A 1,748-nucleotide genomic window follows, 5' to 3' on the forward strand; every position below is an offset into this window, starting at 1 on the left:
GCCCGAAGCGACGGACGCGCAGGACTTCGTCGCCCCGCGCACGCCCACGGAGCAGCGGCTGGCGGCCATCTGGAGTGAGCTGCTGGGCGCGAAGCAGGTGGGCCCCAGGTCCAACTTCTTCGAGCTGGGCGGGCACTCGCTGCTGGCGACGCAGGCCATCTCGCGGATCCGCCAGACGTTCCAGGCGGAGCTGCCCCTACGCGCGCTCTTCGAGCACCCGACGCTGGAGCAGCTGGGCCTCCGCATCGACGCCGCGGTGCAGGCCGGGACGGGCATCCAGATGCCGGCCCTGGTGCCGGCGGACCGCACGGGCGAGCTGCCGCTGTCCTTCGCGCAGCAGCGCCTCTGGTTCCTGGATCAGCTGGAGCCGGGCAGCGCCTTCTACAACATCCCGACGGCCGTGAGGCTGTCGGGGGCCCTGGACGTGGCCGCGCTGCGCCGCACGTTCACGGAGCTGGTGCGCCGTCACGAATCCCTGCGCACCACGTTCCGAGCGCAGGAAGGCCAACCCGTGCAGGTCGTGGCGCCCGCGGCGGAGGTGCCGCTGGCGCAGGTGGACCTGTCGTCCGACGCGAACGCCGAGGCACGCGCCCAGGCCCTGGCGGAGGAAGAGGTCCGGCGTCCGTTCGACCTGGAGCGGGGCCCGTTGTTCCGGGTGACGTTGATCCGCCTGAGTGACACCGAGCACGTGCTCCTGCTCTCGGTGCACCACATCGTCTCCGACGGTTGGTCGCGAGGCGTGCTGATCCGCGAAGTGGGGACGCTCTACGGCGCGTTCAGCACGGGCCAGCCGTCGCCGCTGCCGGAGCTGCCGGTGCAGTACGCGGACTACGCGGCCTGGCAGCGCGGCTGGCTGCGGGGCGAGGTCCTGGAGGCGCAGCTCGGTTACTGGAAGCAGCAGCTCGCGGGGGCTCCGCATGCGCTGGAGCTGCCGACGGACAAGCCGCGCCCGGCGATGCAGACGTTCCGGGGCACCAGCCGTTCGGTGACGTTGCCGGCCGCGCTGCGCGACGCGCTCTGGGAGCTGAGCCGGCAGGAGGGCGCCACGCCCTTCATGACGTTGCTGGCGGCGTGGCAGGTCGTGCTCTCCCGCTACAGCGGCCAGGACGACATCAGCGTGGGTACGCCCATCGCGGGCCGCAACCGCGCGGAGCTGGAAGGCCTCATCGGCTTCTTCATCAACACGCTCGTGCTGCGCACGCGGCTGGATGGCAACCCCAGCTTCCGGCAGACGCTGCGGCAGGTGCGGGAGGTGGCGCTCGGCGCGTATGCGCACCAGGAAGTGCCGTTCGAGAAGCTGGTGGAGGAGCTGAAGCCGGAGCGCGACATGAGCCGTTCGTCGCTCTTCCAGGTGATGTTCTCCCTTCAGAACGCGACGCTGCCGTCGGTCCAGTTGCCGACCGGTCTGCGCCTGCGTCCGATCGAAGCGGAAGGCGAAACGGTCAAGTTCGAGCTGTCGCTCTCCGTCATGGAGAGCGCCTCCGGGCTCGCCGTGGCGCTGGAGTACAGCACCGACCTGTTCGAAGCGGCGACCGCCGAGCGGATGCTGAAGCACTTCGGCGTGTTGCTGGAGGGCATCGCGGCGCGTCCGGATGCGCGAGTGCTGGACCTGCCGCTGCTGGGTGAGGTGGAGCGCCAGCAGGTGCTGGTGGAGTGGAATGCCACCGACGTGGTGCTGCCGGAAGGGCAGGGGATTCCGGAGCGCTTCGCGGAGCTGGCGCGGGTGCAGCCGGAAGCGCCGGCCGTCG

The 1,748-nt window shown here is 70.9% G+C and carries 1 protein-coding gene; it reads left to right on the forward strand.

The annotated features are described in order from the left end of the window. On the forward strand, nucleotides 1-1,748 hold a 1,748-nt coding region (locus ACLEQD_RS42765), incomplete at both ends, for a condensation domain-containing protein (RefSeq protein ID WP_410391705.1).

Source organism: Corallococcus sp. 4LFB, assembly GCF_046520365.1.
Classification (GTDB): Bacteria; Myxococcota; Myxococcia; order Myxococcales; family Myxococcaceae; genus Corallococcus; species Corallococcus caeni.